General features: G+C 42.7%; 14 protein-coding genes and 1 pseudogene. 4 read left to right on the top strand and 11 right to left on the bottom strand.

Annotated features, from left to right (window positions below; translation table 11 throughout):
* The first annotated feature begins 82 nt into the window (after window positions 1-82).
* Window positions 83-778, top strand: coding sequence for an HTH-type transcriptional repressor FabR (gene fabR, locus JZ787_RS15705; protein ID WP_346312814.1), 696 nt, complete (start codon window positions 83-85; stop codon window positions 776-778).
* A gap of 38 nt (window positions 779-816) precedes the next feature.
* Here fabR and JZ787_RS15700 read toward each other — a convergent pair whose 3' ends face one another.
* From JZ787_RS15700 to JZ787_RS15665, 8 genes and pseudogenes are all read right to left on the bottom strand, one after another.
* Complete coding sequence (locus tag JZ787_RS15700; protein WP_346312802.1) at window positions 817-1,632, bottom strand: alpha/beta hydrolase; 816 nt, start codon at window positions 1,630-1,632, stop codon at window positions 817-819.
* A gap of 137 nt (window positions 1,633-1,769) precedes the next feature.
* Window positions 1,770-2,036, bottom strand: a complete 267-nt coding sequence (locus tag JZ787_RS15695) for a PAAR domain-containing protein (protein ID WP_005399638.1) — start codon at window positions 2,034-2,036, stop codon at window positions 1,770-1,772.
* A 159-nt stretch (window positions 2,037-2,195) separates the two neighbouring features.
* The gene (rapA, locus tag JZ787_RS15690; protein ID WP_159127624.1) at window positions 2,196-5,033 is read right to left on the bottom strand and encodes an RNA polymerase-associated protein RapA; all 2,838 of its coding nucleotides are present in this window, start codon (window positions 5,031-5,033) and stop codon (window positions 2,196-2,198) included.
* Between the two features lie 136 nt (window positions 5,034-5,169).
* Window positions 5,170-5,814, bottom strand: coding sequence for an RluA family pseudouridine synthase (locus tag JZ787_RS15685; protein WP_346312801.1), 645 nt, complete (start codon window positions 5,812-5,814; stop codon window positions 5,170-5,172).
* Window positions 5,815-5,988: 174 nt separating this feature from the next.
* Window positions 5,989-7,104: pseudogene (locus tag JZ787_RS15680) on the bottom strand (ABC transporter permease).
* A 19-nt stretch (window positions 7,105-7,123) separates the two neighbouring features.
* A complete protein-coding gene (locus tag JZ787_RS15675; RefSeq protein WP_346312800.1) occupies window positions 7,124-8,254 on the bottom strand; it encodes an ABC transporter permease in 1,131 nt (376 codons plus the stop codon).
* 10 nt (window positions 8,255-8,264) lie between these two features.
* Window positions 8,265-10,076: an ATP-binding cassette domain-containing protein gene (locus JZ787_RS15670; RefSeq protein WP_346312799.1), complete on the bottom strand. Its 1,812-nt coding sequence runs from the start codon at window positions 10,074-10,076 to the stop codon at window positions 8,265-8,267.
* Window positions 10,077-10,093: 17 nt separating this feature from the next.
* Window positions 10,094-11,116 (bottom strand): HlyD family efflux transporter periplasmic adaptor subunit, encoded by a 1,023-nt coding sequence (locus JZ787_RS15665; protein WP_346312798.1) that lies wholly within the window; start codon window positions 11,114-11,116, stop codon window positions 10,094-10,096.
* A 110-nt stretch (window positions 11,117-11,226) separates the two neighbouring features.
* Between JZ787_RS15665 and JZ787_RS15660 the strand changes: the two genes are divergently transcribed.
* Complete coding sequence (locus JZ787_RS15660) at window positions 11,227-11,862, top strand: CerR family C-terminal domain-containing protein (RefSeq protein ID WP_346312797.1); 636 nt, start codon at window positions 11,227-11,229, stop codon at window positions 11,860-11,862.
* 8 nt (window positions 11,863-11,870) lie between these two features.
* Here JZ787_RS15660 and JZ787_RS15655 read toward each other — a convergent pair whose 3' ends face one another.
* Together JZ787_RS15655 and JZ787_RS15650 are read right to left on the bottom strand one after the other, a co-directional pair.
* The gene (locus tag JZ787_RS15655; protein ID WP_346312796.1) at window positions 11,871-13,607 is read right to left on the bottom strand and encodes an amidohydrolase; all 1,737 of its coding nucleotides are present in this window, start codon (window positions 13,605-13,607) and stop codon (window positions 11,871-11,873) included.
* A 152-nt stretch (window positions 13,608-13,759) separates the two neighbouring features.
* Window positions 13,760-14,644 carry a LysR family transcriptional regulator gene (locus JZ787_RS15650; RefSeq protein WP_114837322.1) on the bottom strand — a complete coding sequence of 295 codons (885 nt, stop codon included), beginning with the start codon at window positions 14,642-14,644 and terminating at the stop codon, window positions 13,760-13,762.
* A 108-nt stretch (window positions 14,645-14,752) separates the two neighbouring features.
* On the opposite strand from JZ787_RS15650, the gene JZ787_RS15645 reads away from it, so the two are divergent.
* Window positions 14,753-15,328, top strand: coding sequence for a chromate transporter (locus JZ787_RS15645; RefSeq protein ID WP_346312795.1), 576 nt, complete (start codon window positions 14,753-14,755; stop codon window positions 15,326-15,328).
* Window positions 15,325-15,840 (top strand): chromate transporter, encoded by a 516-nt coding sequence (locus JZ787_RS15640; RefSeq protein ID WP_346312794.1) that lies wholly within the window; start codon window positions 15,325-15,327, stop codon window positions 15,838-15,840. Before JZ787_RS15645 ends, JZ787_RS15640 begins: the two co-directional genes overlap by 4 nt.
* A gap of 150 nt (window positions 15,841-15,990) precedes the next feature.
* Here the strand turns inward: JZ787_RS15640 and JZ787_RS15635 are convergent, their stop codons facing one another.
* On the bottom strand, window positions 15,991-17,388 hold the full coding sequence (locus JZ787_RS15635) for an efflux transporter outer membrane subunit (RefSeq protein ID WP_346312793.1): 1,398 nt from the start codon (window positions 17,386-17,388) through the stop codon (window positions 15,991-15,993).

The raw sequence follows: 17,388 nt of genomic DNA, 5'->3' as shown, positions 1-17,388 counted from the left end.
TATACTCTGATTGTTTCGTTTCGTTTCACAATGCCGACCAGTGGGGCTATAATGAACCGATTGATTTAATTGCTTGATAAATATGACACCGACCACCATTCAAACCCATACAACCAACACAGAGCATGAAGCTTCAAAAAAACATGCACCAGTGCTTGCACGTAGTGTTGGTCGAAAAGCAACGATTACAAAAGATGAACTGTTTCAAGCTGCTTTAAATTTGATTGGTCCTGAAAAAAGTATTGCATCCTTAAGTTTGCGCGAAGTTGCACGTGAAGCAGGCATTGCGCCGAATAGTTTTTATCGTCATTTTAAAGATACCGATGAACTTGCTATTGAGTTGATTGAACGTGCAGGTGTTGTGCTACGCCAAATTTTGCATGAAGCACGGATTAAGGCCATTCGCCAAGAAAGTATTATTCGTAGCTCAGTCGAAGTTTTTATTGAACAACTGGATGCTGATGACGGCAACTTAAGCCTGCTATTACGCGAAGCATATACGGGTTCGGCATCTTATAAAAATGCGGTCGAAAAACAGTTAAATTATTTCCAACAAGAACTCAAAGATGATTTAATTCGTTTAGAACGTTTAAATAATAGCAAACTCTTCCACCCTGAATTGGTGTCCATGGCAATCACCCAATTGGTTTTCAATATGGGTGCCAAAGTGATTGATATGCCAAGTGTAGAGCGTAAAAAAATGGCTGAACACACCATGATCATGATTCGCATGATTTTGGAAGGTTCGCGTCATTTGGATGAGGCGATGATTCGCTAATCTGTTATTACACTCAACAGATTCACTGAAATATCTTCTTATTTGTTTCGCTGTTGCTCTTTAATGAGCTGGTGCACAAATTCTGCGGTCTGTTTCGGTTGTTCTAGCGGAAACATATGCCCACCTTCAAGCACACTATAGTCGATCGCATAGGTTTTTTTCATGCCTTGGGGTAAACCTTGCTTATAGAAATGGCTATCTTTTGCAGTCAACACATGAATTGGCATATCAGGTGCTTTGCGTGGGGTACGCCACCACCATGCAGGCACTGTCCTGAAGATCTCAGCTTCTGTATGTTTGGGAATGGTTAGCGTCACCCCATTTCGAGTCGAATCACTTTTTAAACCACACGCTATAAAGTCCGCAAAACACTGTTCATCAAAGTCTTTAAAAATACGATTCGGTCTGAGCGCCTGACTGGCCTGTTCTATACTCTCCCAATGATCACGACGCTTGACAGTCACTGCAGCTGGGGTAAGTTTTTCAATGGACTTTGATCCCAGCTTTTGTAATGCTTCAAATAAAAAGGCCTTGGAACCAATCACAAACGGCGGGTCCATGATAATCACTTGCGAAAACAACTGTGGTTTTTTATAGGCCGCCATAAGCGTGAGTAAAGAGCCAAAAGAATGCCCTAAACCAATCACTTGTTGCCGTGGAAACTGCTGTTCAATATCTGAAATAACTTGGTCCACCAACGCTTCCCAACGGTATTCCACAGGATAGTGCGGATCTAGGCCAATCATCGGGATCGCTTTGACATCAAAATCTTTATTTAAAAATTGGAAAAATTTTTGATAGCTGCCCGAGGGAATGCCGTTTGCATGGGTAAAGTGTAAGGCTGGTTTGCTCATATCATTCAAATCTATTTTTATAGCCTATTTACCATAATCTTTTTTTAATCCAAACGAAATGGCACAGGATGAATCCTAAGTCATGGACTTTGATCACTTCGGCCAATTTTTAAAAATATTCTGGGATAGATCTAAGATCACTTTGCAGAAACAGTTAGATTTTGATTGCCTAAGAAAGTAGCACCACAGTTGGTTTTGTCTCCTGCAATCACCACAGCACGCCCCAAGACCGTTGTACTCTGATCTGCTGCAATCGCAGAAACCACCATTCGACACTTTGGACAAAAGTGCTTCATTCCATTTAAGTGCACAGCAATACCATTGATCACAAAACTGTTTTCACACTCAGTGACGATGCCACCATGTGTTGTTTTTGAACCCATTGTTACTAGAGCTTTAGACATAATTTATTGTTCGATACATTAGAGTTTTAATGGCGAAAATTCTAGCATAAGCAAGCGCTTAAAATTTCAATGAATTACTTTTCAAATACAACTTCGACATTCCTTTTTTAAAATTCATTAAAAAAGCACCCGAAGGTGCTTTTCATACAGCAATTCCAATTATGGTTTAACCACAACCATCACTTGAATTGCTTCTGGTGTAACCGATAGGCCATCTAGTAAACCAAGACCTTCTTTTTGCAGTTTTTGTAGACGTGAAATTTCATCTTCGCGAATACTCGGATTAAACTGCTTTAAGTAAGTCAGGCGGTCAATTTCGTATTGCCACTTGCTACCGTAAACTTCTTTCGCTTGTTGCACAAAGCTTGGTAAAGCTGCACGCGCAAGCTCCAATGCTTGTACATAACGCTGTTCAATCACTTCACGGCGTGCTTTCACGACTTGGCGACAGCTATTACCATCCAAATGATGCAAGTACGGTTTTAAAATTTCAGGTGCAATTTTCTGCGACAGGTCTTGACCCTTTTCACTTAACAAAACGCGAACCAGCTGCTGCGGTAAGCTTGAAGGCAAATTCAATGCTTTCGGTGCAACCACATCGACCTTAAACCACACTTCCAACAATACCGAACCTTGTGGTAAAGCAGCTGACTTCAACACTGCAACGTTGGTACTACCAAAACCTTGAGTGTTGATCATTTCCATTACGCTTTCAGTAAACGGATGCTCAAGGGTTAAATACTGAGCATCTTCACGTATCTGAGCTTGATCGCGATAGAAGGTCGCTGTCATGCCTTCTTCATCCAAGGTCAAACCTTGAACTTGCATTTGATCGGTTGGTTTAATGATGACTGTACCATTGCTTTGCTCGTCAAAATCAATGTTTGTCGACGCCATAAAACGCTTCATAAACATTGGCAAAGTGGTGTTGTCATCATAAGACTCAAGCGCTTGTACAATTTCTTGCGCCACAATTGGACGACAAGAGTTATATTCAAGCAAACGGTCACGACCTGATTGTAACTCTGCTTCTAAGGCTTCACGTTGTACGCTAACTGCTTCGAGTAAGTCATCAAACTGCTGACCTTGATCTGTCAGTAAACAATCTTTTAATTCAACAATAAAGTTTTCTTGTAAAGTTTGAGCAGTTGGCGAGATATTACTGAAAATATTCAAGGCTTCGTTATACCAACGGAACATACGTTCTTGCGCTGTACCAATTAGATACGGCACATGAATTTGAATCCGGTTTTCTTGACCAATACGGTCTAAACGACCAATACGTTGTTCAAGCACATCTGGGTTCGCAGGCAAGTCAAATAAAATCAAATCTGATGCAAATTGGAAGTTACGACCTTCGGAACCAATTTCGGAACACAGTAAAATTTGTGCACCATAAGATTCTTCAGCAAAGTAAGCCGATGCTTGGTCACGCTCAAGTAAACTCATGCCTTCATGGAACATTGCGGTACGAATACCTGCATGTAAGCGGAGTACATTTTCAAGCGCTTCAACTACGGGACCACTACGTGCAATAAGCAACACTTTTTTGTGTTTTAAGTCTGTACGTAGTTTTTCCATGAGCCACATGACACGTGGGTCAGCTTCCATCCACGCACCGTCAAGCTGTGCTTCTTCTGGCCACATTTGTTCACGCAATTTACCATCTTTAGACCAGTTTTCTGGTGCAGGCAAAGGTGCAGGCTGACAGTCACGACCTGGGAAACCTTGAATGGCCTCACGGGTGTTACGGAACAAAATACGCCCTGTACCATGACGGTCTAAAAGCTCATGAATGGCACGGAAACGTTGTTCGGGTGCATCTTCAATACGATGTCCTAGCAAACCTTCTAATGCAGCTAAATGCCCTTCTTCAAGTGGCATATCTGACATCAGTACTTCCGCAATTTTTGCAGTTTGTTGATACTGGGTTTCTTCATCCAAGAAACGATCCAATGAACTAAAACGTTGTGGGTCAAGTAAACGTAAACGCGCAAAGTGACTTTCCACACCCAGCTGTTCAGGAGTTGCCGTTAATAGCAAAACACCCGGTGTTTTTTCTGCTAACTCTTCGATCAAGTCATAGCGGTCATTACCACCATCTTCTTCATTCCACATCAAGTGATGTGCTTCATCGACCACCAACAGATCGAAACCAGCTTCTAGGGCTTGTTCACGCAAGTCATCATGGTCAATCATCAAATCGATTGACGCAATAATGCATTGTTCAGTCAGGAATGGATTCAGTTCAGGATCATGTTCTTTGATTGAAGCCGTACGGGTTAAATCAAATAATGAGAAGTTCAAATTGAAACGACGACGCATTTCAATCATCCACTGATATTGCAGTGAATCAGGTACCAAAATTAGGATACGTTCTGAACGGCCCGTTTTAAGCTGTTGATGGATAATTAATCCAGCTTCAATGGTTTTACCTAAGCCGACTTCATCGGCTAAAAGGACACGGGGAGCAAAACGCTGACCTACTTCGTGTGCAATATACAACTGATGAGGAATCAGACCGACGCGTGAACCGACCATACCACGCAGTGGGCTCGACTTCATATTGGCTTGCATCAGCATCGCTTCAATACGTAAGTCGTACCATTCTTTATAGTCAATTTGACTTGCCAATAAGCGATCAAGCGGTTTAGACAGCTGGATTTGAGCGCCAATACGAGTCTCATTCAGTGATTTACGTTCTTCCGTGCCATCTTCTAAGCGACGAACAACGTTATAACGCACCACACCATGACGGTCTTCATGTGATTCAACCGTCCACTTGGTGCCTTCTTGATCTTGTAATTCATCATTCACGTTAAAAATGATACGTGATAAAGGTGCATTATTCCGTGCATAAACACGTGTTTCATCACTTTTAGGGAATAAGATGCTGACAGATCGCTCATCTACATCAATAAGAACTCCTAGACCTAGTTCCGTTTCAGTATCTGATAACCAACGTTGACCAATAGCAAACTGCTGCAATTTTTCCACCTTTATCTACAAGTTAGGACTGCAAATTTAATGCTCAAACATTGTTTGATATTTGAGCAAAATTATACACCTTTAAGCAATATATTTTGACATAAAGCTCACTAAAAAAGTGAGCAAATTTGATGATTCCACGTACTTAAAATGGTACTGGACAAATAAATTCGATACGTTCATCTGTTTGGGGATGATGAAAACTCAAACGCTCTGCATGTAAACACAAACGCGGCATCAAATCTTGCTGATCAGGCGCAGCATAAAGCGTATCTCCCACGATAGGATGACCTAAAAACTGCATATGTACACGAAGTTGATGCGAACGCCCTGTAATGGGGGTGAGCGCTACACGAGTCACGGGCTGACCCTGTATTTCAAAATGTTCAATGGCTTTCCACTCTGTCACAGCAGGCTTGTTATGACTGGGCTCTGCAATATGTAACGGTGGACGGGATGGATCATAGATCACAGGCACATCAACAGTGCCCTGACCCTCTAAATGACCAGCCACAATCGCTTGATACGTTTTATCGGTTTGGCGCTCTTGAAACTGACGAGAAATGTTTTTTTGTCCCCAACGGCTGAGACCAAAAACCAAAATACCTGAGGTATCGCGATCAAGACGGTGGATCAGTAGAGTTTTAGGTTCTAGTTTGACTAAACGATTGATCATACAATCTTGTAAATCTTCTGTCTTCCCCGGAACGGTGAGTATACCTGCAGGCTTATGGATGACCATAAAGTCTTCATCTCGATGAATCAGGTGTTCGGTTAGAAAATTACTCAAGGTTCCATTCCAAGCTGATCGCGAAAACAAGCGGGCAATAATAAAAAGCTTAAGCCAGAAATACAATGCAAAAATCGTTTTTTTTAATCATGAACCGATATTGATTGCATTATTTAACGTCAAACGCCGAATCACAGTCTGTATCCATAAGCGATACATAAAGATATCACTCTATTATGACAAACGATTTCGAAATAACCACGCAGCCAAAGGCAAGGTAATTACGGCTAATATTAACATCGGTACAAAGTCCCATTTCACTTGCGCAAAACTCACACCTTCCAAATACACCCGTTGTACCAAGTCTATTCCAAAGCGTAGCGGGTTGGCATAAGTCAGCCAATTCAACACTTTTGGCATATTTTGTACAGGAGTTAGTAAACCAGATAAAAGTGTCAAAGGCATGATCAAAAAGAAAGTATACAGCATGGCTTGTTGCATATTGAGTGCAATTGCTGAAATCGACAGTCCCACACCCACAACAGCAATATTAAAGGCAAATAATCCAAAATAAAGTAAGGTCAAGGAGCCATTCATCGGGATCTGAAACCAGAACAGAATAATCGCCAAAATAATGGAAGATTGAATAACCCCAATCATAATCGGCGGAATGGCCTTCCCGATCATAATCTGCGTCGGGGTATAAGGTGTAACTAAGAGCTGATCAAAAGTCCCTTGTTCACGCTCGCGTGCTACTGAAAGTGCCGAAAGTAACAGTGTCTGCATCATACTTAAAGTTGCAATCAGAGATGGCATGATGCCCCATCTCGACTCGACATTCGGGTTATACCATGTCCGCGCTTGTACCATAATCGCTGAGCTAGCCCCCAAACGTTCTCGATTGACCTGCCCCACCACACTACTGATGTAGGAGCCCGCCATACTTGCAGTAGATGAGTTTCTCCCATCTAGAATCACTTGAATCGGCGAAGCCTCTTGATTATTGAGCTTATCTTCAAAATCAGCAGGAATGGTGATAACGGCCAAGGCTGTTCGATCATTAATCACCTGTTGAATTTGTTGATTATTCTGCAAATCTGCCGTGCGTTTAAAAATTCCTGAACCATCTAAATGCGCTAAAACTTGTTGTGAACTTTGACTTCAGCTTTGATCCAGTACAGCATAATCAACATGATTCACATCATAACTTGCGGCATAACCAAACAAGACCGCTTGAATAAATACAGGAGCAATTAAGGTCACTCGATTGGCTGGATCGACTAAAATAGCTAAAAACTCTTTTCGAATCAGTACCCAAAGATAACGAAACCAGCGAATTAACGTTGTCATAACACCATTCTTCCTTTCGTTAGCCCAAGCGCTTTTTCAGTGTACGCGCGGTCATTACTGTGAATAGCACGATATAAATCAGTAAAATGCCACATTCTTTGAACCATAAAGACCAATCATCACCACCGAGTAATAGCGTTTTAATCAAAGTCATATAGTGCGTTGCAGGTAAAACATTGCTGATGATTTGCACAATTAGCGGTAAGTTTTGTGTATCAAACACAAAACCTGAAAGCATCAAAGCGGGCATGAAGCTGGCAAGCAGTGCCATCTGACTGGCTTGAAACTGACTTTTTGATAGGCCTGAAATCATCAGCCCCAGCAGTAACGACACCATTAAATATAAAAAAGAGGCACTCATAACAGAGAACAGCGATGCGCGGATGGGTACATCAAACAGAACATGTGCTGCAACTAAGCACATCACAATATCAATCATCCCAATCACGATATAGGGCGCCAGTTTTGAAAGTACAATTTCTAGAGGACGTACGGGCGTAACATATAATGCTTCTAAAGTGCCACGCTCGCGCTCACGTGCAATCAGTAAACCTGTTAAAAATGCGCCGACCAAGGTCAAAATTAGGACAATTAAACCTGGTACTAAAAACCACGTACTATTTGCGGACTCGTTAAACCACATACGTTGTTCAACCGTGATAATGCCACCCACCGAAGCTGCATTGGTTCGGTCTGCTTGTATCAAGCTGGCGGTATTGAGCGCACTGGTAATATAACCCTGCAAAGCCGAAGCAATACTGGTCGAACGGCCATTCGTAATGACCTGAACAGCACCAACTCCCTTTGCATATTGCTCCGCAAAGTTGCTGGGTATATTGACGATGGCATCAATTTCAGCCTTGCCCATTGCGGCTTTAGCTTGGCTAAAGCTTGTATAGTGCTTGACGGTAATGTATTTAGAGCCGTTTAGCCCACTCATCAGTTGCTGACTCTGTGGCGTGGATTGTTGCTCCACCACCCCGACGCGTCCGTTGGTTAAATCGAAAGACAGTCCATAACCAAACAGTAAAATTAAAATAATCGGTAGAATGAAACCGATCGACATACTGCTTTTATCACGAAGCAGCTGTTTGGATTCTTTACGTGTCAAGGCAAACAGTCGTGTCCAGAAAGCTGAGAAATGATTCATCTGACGCTCCTCAGTGAGCCTGCATGTCTGCACGGGACTGTTCAACGATGGCAATAAAAGCGCTATTCATATCGTTTACACCCTCTAACTGCGCCATCCTACGAATCTGTTGAGGTGTGCCAATCGCCAGCAACTTCCCTGCATCTTGAATCGCAATCCGATCACAATATTCAGCTTCTTCCATAAAGTGTGTGGTCACAATTATGGTCATGCCTTGGTTCGCCAACTCTCCAATGGTGTACCAAAAAGAACGCCTTGCTAAAGGATCAATACCACTGGTCGGTTCATCCAAAAATACAATTTCAGGCTGATGTAACAGTGCTGCTGCCATCGACAAACGTTGTTTAAAACCATTTGGTAGATCACCACTTTTAGCATGTGGCTTAAGTTCAAATTGGAGCAACGCTTTATCAATTTGCTGCTTTAACTGTTTGCCCGATAAGCCATAAGCGCCACCAAAAAACTTTAGATTATCCAGTACGCTCAAATTGCCATACAGGGCAAACTTCTGCGATACATAACCAATTTTTGCCCTTGCCTGTGCACGAGCTGTGCGCAAATTCATGCCTGCCACTTCCAACACACCACTGCTGGCGGGTAGTAAGCCACAGAGCATACGAAACGTCGTGGTCTTACCTGCACCATTGGGGCCAAGTAAACCAAAAATTTCGCCTCGAGATACATCAAACGAAGTACTGGCTACGGCAGTAAAATCACCAAAGCTGCGTACCAAATCCTTCACCACAATCACAGGTTTCTCGAGCTGCTGTTTTACATTCTGCTCTGTTTTCACTTTTGGTGGATCAGAGTTTTCTATCCATGATTTTGAAGGGTCTAAAGCTAAATTTTCCTGTGCCAATACCATTTTTTGAGTATGCTTCGCCTCATGTAAAAGCAACATAAATGCATCTTCTAACTCTGCTGGCCTCTGTTCCGCAACAATGCCTTTGGGTAACAGATCTGTTGGAAGTGTTGAGCTTTCAGCTCGCGTAATAAAACGGACTACATCTCCTTTGGGAACTGCATCGGCAATATAATGTTGATTATCGAGTAAATGTGCTTGTAACACCCGCGCCTTCATGTTGGGACTAGGTTTTACTTGCCATGTTTGTCCCTGTGCCTGAGCCGTCAGTTCGTCGGGTGTACCTTGCTTTAAGACTTGCCCATCCAACATGACATAAACCTGATGACAGCGCTCAGCTTCATCCATATACGCCGTACTGAGGATGACACTCAAGTTCTCCTCCCTCACCAACTGTTCAATAATGATCCACAAATCACGGCGTGAGAGTGGATCGACACCGACACTTGGTTCATCCAACAGCAATAGTTCAGGTGAACGGACTAAAGTGCAGGCCAAACCTAACTTCTGCTTCATGCCTCCAGAGAGTTTTCCTGCGGGACGCTCTGTAAAGCGCGCTAAATCGGTAATCTTGAGTAAACGTGCAAAACGCTCATTGCGAATGTTCATTGGCACGCCATGCAAATCCGCATACAAGTCTAAATTTTCTTGAATGCTGAGGTCTTCATACAAACCAAACTTTTGCGGCATGTAACTGATACGATCTTGCACAGATTGCGGGTCTTTGGCGACATCCATTCCTAAGACTTTTAAGCTTCCAGTGGTTGGCTTATATAAACCTGCGATCAATCTTAAAAATGTGGTTTTACCAGCACCATCAGGCCCGACCAAAGCCGTCAGTTTTCCTGTTTTGATCTGCATATTTATGCCTTGCAAAGCCTGCACATCATCCAAATCTTTTTGTTCTGCTTTAAAGGTTTTGTTTAAATCCGTGGCAATCACAATGCTCTCTACTGACATCGACATACTCCCATGCCTTAAGGATTATTCTTGGCAGTTGGACGCGATGATTTGGCTATGCTCACTGTCACAGGCTGTCCCATTTTTAGTTGGTCATTCGGGTCATCGACATAAATACGGACTTCATACACCAAAGTCGTGCGAATATCTTCGGTCTGTACCGTTTTCGGGGTAAATTCTGCCACAGATGAGATATAACCAATTTTTCCTGTGATGGGCTGATTCGGTTGTGAGTCACGAATGACTTGTGCTGCTGCGCCCATGTTGATATATCCAAGATCCATTTCACTGGCATAAACACGCACCCATTTAGGGTGGATCAGAGCAATGGTATAGACGGACTTGTTTGAAGTCGTCATGTCGCCGACTTCTTGTAAACGTGCACGAATTACACCATTAACAGGTGCCAGCAGCTTACTTTGAGTAATTTGGTAATCAATCAAATCAAGATTGGCCTTGGTCGATTCATATTGTGCTTTAGCCGCTTCACGATCTTCTGTGCGTGCACCTTTCAAAAGTAGCTCCAAGTTGGCTTTGCTTTCACCGACGGCCGCTTCCGCCATTTTCATATTGCTTTTTGCAGCATCAACCTCTTGCTTACTCACCGCTTGACCCGCAGTACTCCGATTTAAGACATTTAATCGTTGGTATTGTTTATCGGCATTTTCAAATTGGGCTTGGGCAGACTGTACTTTCGCTTTCGCTTGGGTAATCTCTTCAGGTCGATTGCCCGCAGCTTGCTCATTTAAGGTTTGCTGTTGAACTTGTAACTGTGCTTGGGCTTGCTGTGCTTGTATAATCAGCGATTCGGTATTCAGTTCGGCAAGAACCTGACCTTTTTGAACGCGATCACCTTCTTGAACAGATAAGCTTTGAATACGTCCAGCCGTTTCAAATGCCAGCGAGACTTGTCGAATATCGACATTGCCATATAACACCAGATGATCGGGATCGGCTTTGTCTCGACTGAACCACAAAAATGCAGCCGCTATAGCAATGAGCAATACCCCAACCAGCAGTATGAACTTACTTTTGTTCATGCACACCAAACCTTCGCTTAGTTTTAATACAAGTTTAAATTTAATTTAAACTATAACAATTCAGTTAAGAAAGATATACTTCAAGTCTAAATTTTGATGCAGAGTAAATAATGTCTAGAGCTGGACGTAGCGATGGTGATTTAACCAAATCGAAAATTTTGGATGCTGCTGGCCGCCTAATTGCTCAGGATGGTTTTGCAAAAACCACGAGTAAAGCCATTGCCAAACTGGCCGAAGTCGATTTAGCTGCCATTAACTATCACTTCGATGGTCGTGATGGCTTATATCGTGCCGTACTTGCCGAAGCACATACGCATTATATTGATGAACAAGAACTCTTGACCTTGCTTAACAGCTCTAAAACGCCTACTAAAAAACTCGAAGCTTTTTTTGAAAGCCTGATCGGTAAGCTGGTTGAAACCGATGTCTGGCATAGCAAGGTGTTTGTTCGTGAACTTTTTTCACCGACCACCCACCTATACACGTTTATGCAAAATGATGGTGCGCGAAAGTTTCTTTTGGTCAAAAAAATTATTAGCCAAGTTTCAGGCATTGATGAAAATCACCCTGCACTTTTGCCTTGTGTACTCAGCACAGTCGCGCCTTGTATGATGCTGATTTTGGCAGATGCAAATGGGCCAAGCCCACTTAAAAATGTCTCCAAGCTTGAACCTGCGCTTTTGGTCAAACATCTCATGACCTTTTCAGTCGCAGGTTTACAAGCCGCTAAACAACTTTATCTTTGATAAACCAACTATCCTTGCTTATAGGTTGCAAGAACGTTGATATCTTTGATCTTAGACGGATCAATTGTGATTGGATTGTCACTTAAAACAACAAAGTCACCGTATTTCCCAGTACTTAATGTGCCTTTGATGTCTTCTTCAAAATACTGATATGCAGCCCAGTCCGTCATCGTTTTAAGTGCGATATACGGGCTGACTTTTTGTGCCTTACCCAAAACTTTGCCTGTTCGCGTGGTGCGATTAACGGTTGCATCCAGCACCATCATACTTTTCGGTGGGATAACAGGGGCATCATGATGCTCAGTGAAAATCATGCCTTTTCTTAAGGCCGAACCTGTTGGTGAGATGTGTTCAGCACGCTTTTCACCTAAGGTTTGTGCCACATGCCAGTCGCCCCAGTAATAAGTATGTAGAGAAAAAAATGAGGGAATCAAGTGAAGCTGTTTCGCCCGATCCAGTTGATCCTCTCGCATGGTTTGCGCATGAATAATCACATCTCGTCGCTGTGAGGCATCATATTTCTTTTGCGCATTGGCAATCACATTAAGGTATTGATCAATCGCGGCATCACCATTGGCATGTGCCAAAATTGGCCACTGCTCTTGAAAAGCCAAATCAATCATGTGCTGGACTGTTTTTTGCTCTGGAAATGCAGGATAGCCACGATAGTTCTTATCTTTCCCTTCAGGTGGAACCACATAAGGTTCTGTTAACCACGCTGTTTTACCTTGGGATGAACCATCTAAACTGATTTTTACACCGCCAACTCTAAAGTGATTGACATAGTTTTTGCTTACACCTTTTTCAAGCATATACGCCTGTTCTGAACTGATATCAGGATAAGAGACGACATCGATGGCTAATTTGTTTTGATTGGCCAAACTACGCCAAAGTTCTGAAGTACCACGATCAGCTCGTCCTTCTTGTACTGTGGTGTAACCATTTTTCATATAGGTCTGTACCGCAGTCAACGCCATCTGCTGCATCATTTCAGGTGGGACCGTTTTAAACGCCTGTAGCATGGCCTCAATCACAACACTTTCTTCCAGTACACCATTTGGAATATTGATCCCTACTACGCGTCGAATCACTCCACCACTGGGGTTGCTACTTTTTTCATTAATGCCTAACAACTCTAGCGCTTTATGATTCACAGAGGCCAAATGTCCAGACTGATGCAAAATCAGTACAGGCTGAGTCGTTGAAATCTGATCTAAATCTGTGGCTGTCGGATGGGTTTTCTCTTGTAGCTGGGCATCATCATAACCATTGCCAATAATCCAGCCGGAAGTCGCTTGGACAAAAGTTGGATTTTGCTTCGCCCACGCATTCATTTCTTGGATAAGTGTGGCAATACTCACCACCTTGCCATCTGGCGGCGGATATAAATTTGCCACAGTTTGCTGCATACCGACAGAGTTTAAATGACTATGGGCATCAATGATGCCAGGAATGACGGTCTTGTTATTCAAGTTCAAACGTTTAGCTTGTGGCGCAAGTTTTTCAGCCTCAGACAAGGTGCCTGTATAACGGATCTTTCCGTCTTGAATTAACATGGCATCGACATAGCTGGGCTGCATGCCTTGCATGGTTAAAATGGGGCCACCATAGACCAATAAGGCATTTTGCGTCTGTTGTTGTGTGTTTGAAGCGGTGCTAGACGGACTGGTTGTACAACCACTCATCAGTACTACAGAGGAAGAAATTAGAGCCGTAAGTGCAAAAGAAACCTTATTAAAAAGCATGGGTTAAACACCTCATATTGCTAAATATTATATTTTGCTCCATACGAGCATTCGTTATAGGTATAAAACTTTAATACAACACATTATCACTCTACCTTAGCACTTTAAGCCAGCTCTTGTTAGGCAGAATAGGGCGCTCAATATTCAACTGTCTATTGCAATAATTTTAAAATATGCTGCAAACGGACATTGTCTATATTTTCTTTATACACTGCATAAATCGGCGCAATACATGGGTTATTGGCCTTAAGCGTTTTATAAACAATCTGCTTATTCCAAAAGTCACGAATGGCCTCAGGCACGATGGATAAACCAATCCCTGCAGCAATCAAGTTTAAGCTTGAGGTTAAACGTGGCGCTTCTTGTACAATTTTGGGACTAAATCCAGCTTGGTAACAACTGGCCAAAATATTATCGAATAAATCTTGTCCAGCTAAACGTCGGTATAACACAAAATCATGCGGTTCAAGATCCAGCAAGTGAATTGGTTCGGCGTGTTCAGCCAAAGGATGATTGTTGGGTAAGGCCACAATGAGCGGCTCATCTAGTACATGTAGACTGGTTAAACCAAGGCCAATCGGTGCAGGTTTGCGTAAGAACACAATGTCATTTTTTTCATTACTAATGGAATCAATCAGCGAGCTACTGCCATCTTCTTCCAGATGAATTGAAACACGTGGAAAAGTTTCCCGAAAGTTACGCAGCAAGGCCGGTAAAAATGGATGTAAGCCAACCGAGTTGGTAAAGCCAATATTAATCTGACCTTCGACCCCCAAAGAAATATCCTGCACACGTTTAGGAATTAATTGTGCATGCGCCAATATCGCAAGGGCTTCTTTGTACAAAACCTTGCCCGCTTCTGTTACCTCGACACCACGCGGCAAACGCTTTAACAGCTGAGCATTCAGCTCTTCTTCCAAACTTTTTATAATCCGTGTCAACGGTGGTTGTTGCATATTCAAACGAACAGCAGCATGCGAAATATTACTTTCTTCTACCACTGCAACAAATGCTCTGAGTTTATGAATATCGATCATGTCTGCCCCATCAAACATACTTTTTTAGTATATATAACGTCAAAAATAGCATTTTTCAACATATCTCTACAGGTTCATACTGGGCACATTCCACAAAAGGCGAAAGACATGAACACTGAAGTGCTCCCTGCTGAACAAATAACCCATCCAACTTCACGGGAATTATTTGCAGGCTTTATGAAGCTGGGACTCATGGGCTTTGGTGGCGTATTGCCACTTGCACATCAAATGGTTGTAGAAGACCAAAAATGGCTCAACACGGAAGAGTTCACGCACTTATTGGGTGTCTGTCAAATCCTCCCCGGTGGAAACATCATTAATATGGCTGTTGCCATTGGTTATGAGTTTCAGGGTGCTAAAGGTGCTATTAGTGCTGTTCTCGGCTTGATTTTTGCACCGACGGTGATTGTGATTTTGCTGTATCAGCTCTATAGCCAATTTCAAAATATCCCCGTGATTCAGCACATGATACAAGGACTGGCAGCGGCAGCAGCAGGTTTACTGTTTGCCATGGGGCTAAAAATGCTGAAACCCATTCTGAAAAGTTACCTCACGATCTTTACCATTGCGCTGACCATTGTCTTTATGCTGATTATTAAGATTCCCTTGGCATTAACGTTACTGATCTTAGTCAGCATCAATGTCGCAGTCTTAAGCTTGAAAAAAAGAGGAAAAAACGCATGATTTTACTCACTCTAGCCATCGTTTTTACCCAACTTTCTATACTGGCCTTTGGTGGAGGCAATGCTATTTTGCCTGAAATGCAACATCAAGTAGTCGAAGTGCATCGTTGGCTTACTGCCACAGAGTTCAGTACCATGTTTGCCATGGCTCAAGCGGCACCGGGCCCCAATATGATGATTGTACCTTTGGTCGGCTGGCATGTGGCTGGACCTGCTGGACTGTTCGTGACTTCATTGGCGAAGTTTGGGCCCTCTTCTGTACTGACTATATTTGCACTCAAGTTTTGGAATCAGTTTAAGGATCACCCACTACGTAGCATGTTTGAAAAGGCATTGAAACCGATTACCGTCGGCTTGGTTTTGGTCAGTGCCTATATTATTGCCGCAGCATCTGCTCAGAACTGGTTACTCATTGCAATCGTTATCTTGGCGACGGGGTTAAGTTTAGTGAAAAAAATTCATCCACTGTGGGTCATGCTCTTTGGAGCAATGTCAGGCGCACTATTTTTATAAACGGTGTGTCATAAAAATTCGTGTTCAATAACACATACTTTCTATTTTATTATTACTTTCAAATAAATAGCATAAGCCTTACATCTGATGCCCAAGATGTAAGGCTTAATTTCGTTTGGGCCAATAACCATGTGAAAAGAAAGCAAGTGTTTAGGAAATATTCCCACCCAAAGCAGTCATTAATTGCGCTGTATTTTTTAATTGGATTTGTTGCAACTCTAATGTGCTCTGTTCAGCTTGCAGCCTTAAATTCTGCGCCGTGACCACTTCCAAATAACTGACTAAACCTGCGTTATAACGTCGCATCACCACTTGTTCATTTTCTTTAGTTAGTTGCAGTAACTGAGCTTGCTCCAGTTGTTGTTGTTTCAAACTTGAAGTTTGCATTAAAGCATCATCAACTTCCTTCCAGCCCGTAAGTACAGTTTGCTTATAGGCTGCTAATTTTTCATCATAACTTGCCTGCGCTTGGGCAATTTCAGCTTGCCGTTTTCCACCATCAAAAATAACCGAAGCCGCTTCTAGTCCCGTAGACCATAAATATGCAGGGGCTTGGAACAACTGACCCAACACTTGACTATTTAAACTCGCATTAAGGCCAATATTAATATCTGGCAACCATGCCGTTTGTGCTAAACCCAACTGTGCATGTGTACTCGCAAGCTCTCGCTCTGCACGAATCACATCGGGACGTTGCATGAGTAAGCGACTGGGTAACTGTGCAGGTACAGTAGGAATACTCAAACCTTGCTGACGTTTCACCAGTTGAAACTGAACCACACTTTTACCCTGCAAGACCGCCAGCACATTTTCCTGTAAATTGCGTTCACGCTGCGTTTCGATTTGCTGTATTTGCACTTGTTTCAACTGTGTTTCTGCCTGTATCACATCTGCCCGCGCAATCATCCCTGCTGTATATTGGTTTTTTAAAATTTGCACTGAACGTAGGTAACTTTTTTGGGTTTGCTGCAATACATCAAGTTGCGCATCCAAAACACGAATGTTCCAATAGGCCTCGGTCGCCAATAACTGTTGATTCAATTTCACTGCGGCTAAGTCCGCCTGCACTGCTTCTAAATTTGCCTGTCGTCCCTCTATCGCTTTGGCTACACGCCCCCAGACATCGGGAATCCAGCTGGCCTGAACCCCTGTGCTAAACTGACTGTTTGGAGAGGTATGCTTTGCGCCATTACGGTTGGCAGCACTTTCTAAGCTTAGACTGACAGAACGACTGGCTTTTTGCTGCTCAAGTAAAGCATTGGCTTGTCTATAACGTGCCTCGGCCTGTTTCAAATTTAAGTTTTCTGCATTTAACTGTTGCAGCAGTTGGCTTAAAACAGTGTCTTGATAAATGTCCCACCATGCAAATGTCTTGCCTTTTAACTTTACGGTTTCTGTCCAATTAAGCGCAGCATATTTATATTGCTCATCTACATGAATCATCGGTGTTTTATATTCGGGAGGACGTACGACCGCCGTAGAACTACATGCAGTCAACAACAACACACAACTTAGGCTTAAGACATTTTTATAAACCAAACCTGACAT

Origin of the sequence: Acinetobacter sp. BWR-L5, from assembly GCF_039655985.1 — a bacterium.
GTDB classification, from domain to species: Bacteria; Pseudomonadota; Gammaproteobacteria; order Pseudomonadales; family Moraxellaceae; genus Acinetobacter; species Acinetobacter johnsonii.
Note: the sequence above shows the minus strand (reverse complement) of the source record. Positions and strands in the feature narration are given on the sequence as shown.

Coding starts and splice junctions, on each gene's coding strand:
- fabR (WP_346312814.1), top strand. CDS start 83: ATGACACCGACCACCATTCAAACCCATACAACCAACACAGAGCATGAA.
- JZ787_RS15700 (WP_346312802.1), bottom strand. CDS start 1,632: ATGAGCAAACCAGCCTTACACTTTACCCATGCAAACGGCATTCCCTCG.
- JZ787_RS15695 (WP_005399638.1), bottom strand. CDS start 2,036: ATGTCTAAAGCTCTAGTAACAATGGGTTCAAAAACAACACATGGTGGC.
- JZ787_RS15675 (WP_346312800.1), bottom strand. CDS start 8,254: ATGAATCATTTCTCAGCTTTCTGGACACGACTGTTTGCCTTGACACGT.
- JZ787_RS15670 (WP_346312799.1), bottom strand. CDS start 10,076: ATGTCAGTAGAGAGCATTGTGATTGCCACGGATTTAAACAAAACCTTT.
- JZ787_RS15665 (WP_346312798.1), bottom strand. CDS start 11,116: ATGAACAAAAGTAAGTTCATACTGCTGGTTGGGGTATTGCTCATTGCT.
- JZ787_RS15660 (WP_346312797.1), top strand. CDS start 11,227: ATGTCTAGAGCTGGACGTAGCGATGGTGATTTAACCAAATCGAAAATT.
- JZ787_RS15655 (WP_346312796.1), bottom strand. CDS start 13,607: ATGCTTTTTAATAAGGTTTCTTTTGCACTTACGGCTCTAATTTCTTCC.
- JZ787_RS15650 (WP_114837322.1), bottom strand. CDS start 14,644: ATGATCGATATTCATAAACTCAGAGCATTTGTTGCAGTGGTAGAAGAA.
- JZ787_RS15645 (WP_346312795.1), top strand. CDS start 14,753: ATGAACACTGAAGTGCTCCCTGCTGAACAAATAACCCATCCAACTTCA.
- JZ787_RS15640 (WP_346312794.1), top strand. CDS start 15,325: ATGATTTTACTCACTCTAGCCATCGTTTTTACCCAACTTTCTATACTG.
- JZ787_RS15635 (WP_346312793.1), bottom strand. CDS start 17,388: ATGTCAGGTTTGGTTTATAAAAATGTCTTAAGCCTAAGTTGTGTGTTG.